We start from the raw sequence: 4,994 nt of genomic DNA on the forward strand, positions 1-4,994 counted from the left end.
CCATGAGGATTTCAAACAGTTAGTAATGTTTGTCATACTGTCTATATTAATTACTCACTAATTTACGTGATTATATTTAATTGAAATTGTATCTATTAGTACTAGTATATGTGCTACAAAATGAAGTGCGGAATGTGGGATCTATCATCGCCAACCTCCTCAAAACTGATCTCAATCCCAAACTCAGAGCAGGTTGCTTGGATAAGCGCGATTTTCGCCAGATCTTGCTTTCCAAACAAGTGAATCCGCTTTTTATGCTCTGGAAAAAAGGCTCCATAGGCAAGAATTTGCCTTAGCGCTTCTTTCCAGTTGTCGATATTTTTGACTTCAATGATTTCTGATGTTGTTAATAAGTCAATTCTGCCGATAGCTGTTGTTACCTCTACTTGTCCGCCAAGCTCCTGGTGCAACCTGTTTCTGATTCTCGTTTCTATGTTGCTAGTCTGTTTTGCAAATTTAGCGACTATCGTAAGATCGCCTCTTCGTTTTAATGCCTTAGTCGCTCGATAAAAGGCTGCTGTTGATATTTCCCATTCTTTGCAGAATTTTGTCACGTCATCAACACAAAGGTCTTTCGCTTCCGGCTGCGTCAGCCCTTTAATAAAAAGTAGGTATCCAGGCGTTGCAATATGGTTGAGCTTGTAAAGCAATCTAATCTCTGCTTCAGAAAAACAAGCACACTGACCGTCGCGTAATTTTGAATTTGCTATACTCTTATTCATTAACTTCTCTCTTTGGATGAGTAGAAGCCATCCTTAATTTGGTGCTAGCGTAAGTTTGTTGTTTTATGTGTGTTGGTTGCTAGCACCAGATGGCTTCTGGATTTTTAGCTACCAACAACCTTTTCTGAGCTTGTAAGCGGATGTCGCTGCTTGCCCAATACATTTTCAACTATGTAAATTGCGGGTTTAATTTGGACGATCGCTCGCTCAACATCTTCCACCAAATCAGATCTGACATAGGCTGAGTAAGATTTTTTCGAGCCAGTAGGGCCATAGTTGCAGCCGTACTCCCAAGTCATTTTTTCTCCTCTCCTTCTTTGGTAGAGATAGCCTGAGATTTTATTTCCTCTTCGTGAGGCTAGTGGATTGCGGACAGTAGCCCGGTTTTCTTCTGGTATAACAGGATATTTCATGCTGCTTTTTCTTCCTTTTTTTGAACAAGTTTGACCTCGCTGGTGTGCAAGGTGTGTATGAGCTTGGTGTTCGGCTCAAAGCACTTGAGCCATCCTCCCTCTTGGGGTTCGATGACTTCAAATGTGTAGCCGTGTTCTGATGGCTGGTCGTTTATCCCCTCAACCAAGTCGCCAGCCTCATAGGTATTTGCTTCTTTGAGTTTGGTTAGGTACTCTGCTGCCTGTTGATGAAGTGTGTCTCCAATCCAATCAAGCTCAGAATCGTCGTTGGTTGAGTGAATGTGGTTGGCAATTATTTCTGGGACTTTTTGAACAAACTCTTTCTGCAATTTGGTTTTGGCTAACAGAAACAGTTCTCTCAGGTTTTCTTTTCGCCTTTGCGTCAACTCGATAATTTCGTACCAAGTGGTATTGTTGAGTCTAGCTCTAGAGCGGATGCCGTCTAAGAAGTTTTGAATGGCTTCGGTGTCGGGCTTTTGGTACGTGGAAGACCCCCGTGGCTGTGTTTCTGGCTGACAAGGTTCTTCGTCGAGTGATAAATACTCAAATGCAACGTGGCTTTTGTAAGGGTGTCCCTCGTCAATATGGCAGCCGCTTTCTGTCACTTCATGCACTACGCCACAACGCTTAATGCCGCCACTCGTGTACTTGACGCGATCGCCTACCTTGAATGGCGACTCAACTATTTCTTCTGCGCTCTCTTTTGGCTCTTCAGGCGTGGTTGTATTAATCCCTGCTACTTCCAAAATTTTTGATTGCCAAGTGAGCAGGGTTTCACCCAAACCAGCATCAAACATTTCTTGCTTAAGCTGCGCGATCGCATTAATTACACCCGCAGCTTTTTGTCCTACTTCTGCTAATTTTTCTTGTTTTTGTTGTAGGGTGGTTATCTGCTGTTTAAGAAGCTCTATTTGTTGGGATATTTGATTGATTTCTGGTAAGGATAGTTGAAAATCTGGCAATATTTGAGTTGCTTCCATAGTTGTATTAATTGTGTTGTTTAGATTTGCTTCGGTATTTGCTGTGTGACTTTTATTGTCGTCACGAATTGTGACTAGAACTGCTTTTTGTTCCAGTCTTTTAGCGGCTTCTAGGCTATTTATGCCTGCAACTAGCATCCCTTCTGATGTAGCAACAATTTCAGTAATAGCACCGCTATATTTAAAAGATTTGATGATATTTTGTACTTCGATTTCATCAATACTTGCGTGTGGAGGTATTGTAATATCGAGGGGATTACAAATTCTTTGATCTAGCGCAATTGATGATGTTTTTCTTTCGAGAGTTTGTGTCATAATTAGAGTTAAGAATTTTGAAAGTATTTCGCACTTCTTTCCAAGAGATGTGCGTTTTTTATTCAACAAGAAAGAGCTTGCCGCCACGTTTTACAAGTTTCTTTTGCCCTGCCAATATTTTTAAATAGTCAATCACTTCGTTTCTTCTAATACCTGTGTTGGTGGATAGTTCTGTGATTGTTGAGCCTATGCGAAGGTGGTCTTTGATGCTTTCAAATGCAAGGTCTGTCGGGGCTTCTCTGTACATTAGGTGGTAGACGGCTTGCCGCGCCGTGAGCGTGGTTGGTTTTTAAAGATGCGTCGTTTTTCTGGTAACTCGGCTAATCTAGCCAAGCAGTTGGTGATGTGAAATTGAAATTCACTGCCGACAATTCGGTAGTCAACACCAGGGCGGAATAATCCTCTTCTTTTGAGCCGCCGCAGCTGTTCGGGGCTATTTAGTCCCAGGCGTTCGTAGGCGGGGTCGGTGTTGTACCACTGTCTGTTGGTTTGTGGGGTTGGGCTGGGGCTGGCTCCGAGTTTTTCCGCCAGTACTTCAGCGAGGATGTCGAGAGGGAAGTTAGATGCTAGGGCTTTGATTTGCTCTCTGGTGAGGTTGGTGGTTTTGTACGGGGGACTGCGTTCCATATGTCCTCAAAACAGTGTTAGTTGAATTGGAGTGTTTTGAACTTCAGTAACTGGCTCTAGCCAATGAGCAAATTCCAATATGGGGACTGACCACTCTGGGTATTTAACCCAGACGCACTCAATTCCTCCTGGTGATGTCCAGGTCTTGGTGACTTCGCCAACGCTGTTTAGAAGCATTGTTCCGTTGATTTTGCGAACTTTAATGCCAGCACTGAGATTTTTATGCATGATGTCAAGCTTGCCATGCGTATAAATTAATACGTTGCTGCGGAGTTAATTTCACAGATTTTTGCCCTTTGATTAAATATATATGTATTTGCTGTTATATGATATTATCATATACATAAAAATAAATACCAATTCAACAAAATATCTAAAATTGGTAAAATCCATTTAATTCATATACATGAAAAAAAATGGCCCGGAAACAACCAGAGTCTTCAGAACCCAAGGTAGAAACCCGCGGACGCAGGTTATCCTACGAAACGAAAAAGAATCAGGTGAACATGACTTTGACGGAGACTGCCACGAGCTTGCTGGATGCAAAGGCTGCGGAGATGAATCTGACTCGCAGCGAGCTTGTGGAAAAGATGGCACGCGCCGTCGTTCCCAATATCACGGAAGCTCAGATAATGGGGGAGCTATTAATCAGCTAGTTGCTGACTATAAAGAGCAGCTAGCTGATAATGAAATAGAGATAGAGGCGCATGAAGCAGAAATAGAAGCGCGTGAAAAAGCGATCGCTCGACTAAAGTCAAGGAATCAAAAGCTTAAAGAACAGCTTTCTCGCCTACAAGAATTGAGGAGTGATTTGAGCAAATAACCGTCGTTTGTGACGGTTATTATTTTTGCTCTCTTGAATCCTCCCCGTCAGAGGGCAAAGCCTAAAGGCGGGGAGGATGCAGCGATCACACTTGTGGTTAGTTGATCCTGCAACGCTAAAGAATAGATTTTGATTCAAAACAAATCTTCCAGATTTCCTTGGGGATAATTCCTTCAGCTTCTTTAGCAATTTGTTCAAATAGTAGCGGGTTATCCTCTGGCAATAAAGTGATAATTTTGGTTGCAGTGTAGGTTTTATCTTCTTCAGTAAAAGATTGCCCTAAGTAATACTCAGGAGGATGATGTTTTTTTACATCTATAGACAAGTGCTGTAATCTAGTTTCTCCTTCGTAATGAACAAAGGCTATAGCATCCTTCCAAACTTCCTTACTTTTTTGACTTAGCATTTTTCTCCTCAAATACGCAAATCCAAGTTAGTACACCATCTTCAAATATTTGCTCTGTTCCAAAAACCGTTAAGGAGTAGGCGTTCACGTAGACGCGGAGCGGCTTCGGTAGGTAGTGTGCCGGATGGCATGTCGCTCTGCGATTTTTGGGCTTTATAATGTTCGGAGCTAGCGAGTAATGTTCGGAGCTTGCTGTGCGATCGCTCTGCGGTTTTTGGGTTTCATAAGTTGGTAGTCTTTGAGAACCAACATGAAAACTCCGCAAAATAAGTCGCTCAAGCAAAGTGTTCCACCCGTACCAGAACCCAAGACGGGCAACCAAGCTGTTGATGAACTTAGGGCGATTAGAGAAGAACTGGCGCTGCTGCGACGAGATGTCGCTAAGGCTAACCGAGAACTGTCGCTCAAGGTTGCTTTTGGGGTCATTGGTTCTCTAATTCTGATGTGGGTGGTTGGCGGATTTTTGGCTATTTTGCTGCCTAGCTTGATTCGATGACGGATGGGAATCCGTACTTTTTTGCAGCACAATATGACGGGCGTAAGCCCGTTTTACTTATTAAGTTGTCAACTGGAGTTTAGACTAAGCCATGCAAAAAGACCCAGCAGGGCTGAGTTAATCAGAGACTTAGCAAAAGTATGAATAATCTTAGGTATTAAACAGCAACCGATGGTTTTTTCCGTGGTCGGGTTACGGTTTTTTTAACAATA

At 42.6% G+C, this 4,994-nt stretch carries 9 protein-coding genes; 2 read left to right on the forward strand and 7 right to left on the reverse strand.

Going from position 1 to position 4,994, the window contains the following annotated elements:
• Positions 1-113: 113 nt before the first annotated feature.
• From ACE1AT_RS12600 to ACE1AT_RS12625, 6 genes are all read right to left on the reverse strand, one after another.
• Positions 114-722 (reverse strand): hypothetical protein, encoded by a 609-nt coding sequence (locus ACE1AT_RS12600; protein ID WP_374868749.1) that lies wholly within the window; start codon positions 720-722, stop codon positions 114-116.
• Between the two features lie 104 nt (positions 723-826).
• A complete protein-coding gene (locus tag ACE1AT_RS12605) occupies positions 827-1,135 on the reverse strand; it encodes a hypothetical protein (RefSeq protein ID WP_374868751.1) in 309 nt (102 codons plus the stop codon).
• On the reverse strand, positions 1,132-2,430 hold the full coding sequence (locus tag ACE1AT_RS12610; RefSeq protein ID WP_374868753.1) for a hypothetical protein: 1,299 nt from the start codon (positions 2,428-2,430) through the stop codon (positions 1,132-1,134). Before ACE1AT_RS12610 ends, ACE1AT_RS12605 begins: the two co-directional genes overlap by 4 nt.
• 58 nt (positions 2,431-2,488) lie before the next feature.
• A complete protein-coding gene (locus ACE1AT_RS12615) occupies positions 2,489-2,677 on the reverse strand; it encodes a hypothetical protein (RefSeq protein WP_374868755.1) in 189 nt (62 codons plus the stop codon).
• Complete coding sequence (locus tag ACE1AT_RS12620) at positions 2,677-3,057, reverse strand: hypothetical protein (RefSeq protein WP_374868757.1); 381 nt, start codon at positions 3,055-3,057, stop codon at positions 2,677-2,679. Before ACE1AT_RS12620 ends, ACE1AT_RS12615 begins: the two co-directional genes overlap by 1 nt.
• A gap of 6 nt (positions 3,058-3,063) precedes the next feature.
• Complete coding sequence (locus ACE1AT_RS12625) at positions 3,064-3,285, reverse strand: hypothetical protein (protein ID WP_374868759.1); 222 nt, start codon at positions 3,283-3,285, stop codon at positions 3,064-3,066.
• 178 nt (positions 3,286-3,463) lie between these two features.
• Here ACE1AT_RS12625 and ACE1AT_RS12630 point away from each other — a divergent pair, with 178 nt between their 5' ends.
• Positions 3,464-3,880 (forward strand): hypothetical protein, encoded by a 417-nt coding sequence (locus tag ACE1AT_RS12630; protein ID WP_374868761.1) that lies wholly within the window; start codon positions 3,464-3,466, stop codon positions 3,878-3,880.
• A 115-nt stretch (positions 3,881-3,995) separates the two neighbouring features.
• Here ACE1AT_RS12630 and ACE1AT_RS12635 read toward each other — a convergent pair whose 3' ends face one another.
• Entirely contained in the window at positions 3,996-4,286 is a 291-nt protein-coding gene (locus ACE1AT_RS12635; RefSeq protein ID WP_374868763.1) for a hypothetical protein, read from the reverse strand.
• 250 nt (positions 4,287-4,536) lie between these two features.
• Between ACE1AT_RS12635 and ACE1AT_RS12640 the strand changes: the two genes are divergently transcribed.
• Positions 4,537-4,782, forward strand: coding sequence for a hypothetical protein (locus ACE1AT_RS12640; protein WP_374868765.1), 246 nt, complete (start codon positions 4,537-4,539; stop codon positions 4,780-4,782).
• Positions 4,783-4,994 lie beyond the last annotated feature (212 nt).

Origin of the sequence: Pelatocladus sp. BLCC-F211 (genome assembly GCF_041928655.1) — a bacterium.
GTDB lineage: Bacteria > Cyanobacteriota > Cyanobacteriia > Cyanobacteriales > Nostocaceae > Pelatocladus.

What these genes read in the sequence shown, in the direction of transcription:
- ACE1AT_RS12620 (WP_374868757.1), bottom strand. Translation starts at nt 3,057, where the DNA reads ATGGAACGCAGTCCCCCGTACAAAACCACCAACCTCACCAGAGAGCAA.
- ACE1AT_RS12615 (WP_374868755.1), bottom strand. Translation starts at nt 2,677, where the DNA reads ATGTACAGAGAAGCCCCGACAGACCTTGCATTTGAAAGCATCAAAGAC.
- ACE1AT_RS12630 (WP_374868761.1), top strand. Translation starts at nt 3,464, where the DNA reads ATGAAAAAAAATGGCCCGGAAACAACCAGAGTCTTCAGAACCCAAGGT.
- ACE1AT_RS12600 (WP_374868749.1), bottom strand. Translation starts at nt 722, where the DNA reads ATGAATAAGAGTATAGCAAATTCAAAATTACGCGACGGTCAGTGTGCT.
- ACE1AT_RS12610 (WP_374868753.1), bottom strand. Translation starts at nt 2,430, where the DNA reads ATGACACAAACTCTCGAAAGAAAAACATCATCAATTGCGCTAGATCAA.
- ACE1AT_RS12635 (WP_374868763.1), bottom strand. Translation starts at nt 4,286, where the DNA reads ATGCTAAGTCAAAAAAGTAAGGAAGTTTGGAAGGATGCTATAGCCTTT.
- ACE1AT_RS12625 (WP_374868759.1), bottom strand. Translation starts at nt 3,285, where the DNA reads ATGCATAAAAATCTCAGTGCTGGCATTAAAGTTCGCAAAATCAACGGA.
- ACE1AT_RS12605 (WP_374868751.1), bottom strand. Translation starts at nt 1,135, where the DNA reads ATGAAATATCCTGTTATACCAGAAGAAAACCGGGCTACTGTCCGCAAT.
- ACE1AT_RS12640 (WP_374868765.1), top strand. Translation starts at nt 4,537, where the DNA reads ATGAAAACTCCGCAAAATAAGTCGCTCAAGCAAAGTGTTCCACCCGTA.